1 protein-coding gene is annotated in these 1,207 nt (G+C 49.2%); it reads left to right on the forward strand.

The genetic code is table 11. The annotated features are described in order from the left end of the window. A partial coding sequence (locus Q0198_RS05125) for a sodium:solute symporter (protein WP_297895804.1) occupies nt 1-1,207 on the forward strand: 1,207 nt, incomplete at both ends.

Raw genomic sequence — 1,207 nt, forward strand, 5'->3', positions numbered from 1 at the left:
TTCGCAAAATCCGTCACCAACGCCGCAAATTTAGGCGCTAGCTACGGCATCGTGGGCGGCGTGGCATATGCGACGTATTGGCTTTGTATCCCAATAGCCGGGCTTGTTATATACCGCCTAAGGCGAAAATTCGGCGCAACCGGGCTGGTTTCATTTCTATTGAGTAACTACGGCGCGGCGGCTAGCGTAGCCTTTTGTGTAGCGATTTTAGTGCGACTTTTTAACGAAGTATGGAGAAATACCGCAGTCGTGGGCGGATATTACGGCGATAGCGGCAGCATGCCTTTTATCCTCGCAGCTTCGCTCTTTACGATTTTTACGCTAGTGTATTCGGTGCGCGGCGGGCTTCGCGGCTCAATCGTAACCGACGTGATCCAGGCCCTCGTTTTCATCGTTGCGACGCTTTGGGTTATCGTCACGATCCTGCCAAAGCACGGCGTGGGCGAGCTCGTAACGATCGGATCATGGACGCTTGGTGGAGGCGTGGATCTGCTATTAGTCGCCGTTTTACAGCTGGTTAGCTACCCGTTTCATGATCCGGTTTTAACCGATCGCGGCTTTATCTGTGAAGAAAAAACGATGCTAAAAAGCTTCATAGTATCTGGAATTCTAGGTTTTATAGCCATCGTGATCTTTAGCTTTATCGGAATTTACGGCTCTATGGAAGGCATAGCTGCAAAGGGCAACATCCCCGCAGAGCTAGCCAAAACCATGGGTATCGGCTCTACGATCCTTATGACGGCGGTAATGATCGCCGCGGCAGGCTCGACGCTGGACTCGACATTTGCGAGCCTTTCAAAGCTCGTGGGCTATGATATCCCGGCAATGCTTAACAAAGATGTTTATAAAAATGCGATCAAAATCGGCATAATCTCGATGATACTTTTTGCTATTTTTGGAAATTTACCGATGATCGTGGGCACGGACATTCTAAAAGCTACGACCATTAGCGGTACGATGGTAATCGGCTTAGCGCCGATATTTTTGTTGCACGGATTTGTAAGACCTACGAGGCTTGGTTTTCACCTCAGCTTTTGGCTCGGGATATTTCTTGGCGTCGCATTTGCGTTTGACGCGAAATTTTTTCCCGAGTTTTTGGCTATCGGCAGCGGCAAATACTCGATGCTACTGGGTATAAATTTCTACGGACTGATCGCATGCACGCTTGCTTATGCGCTGCCCGGGTTGCTTTGTAAATGCGAAGATA

The organism is uncultured Campylobacter sp., assembly GCF_938045205.1.
In the GTDB taxonomy this organism is placed as follows: Bacteria; Campylobacterota; Campylobacteria; order Campylobacterales; family Campylobacteraceae; genus Campylobacter_B.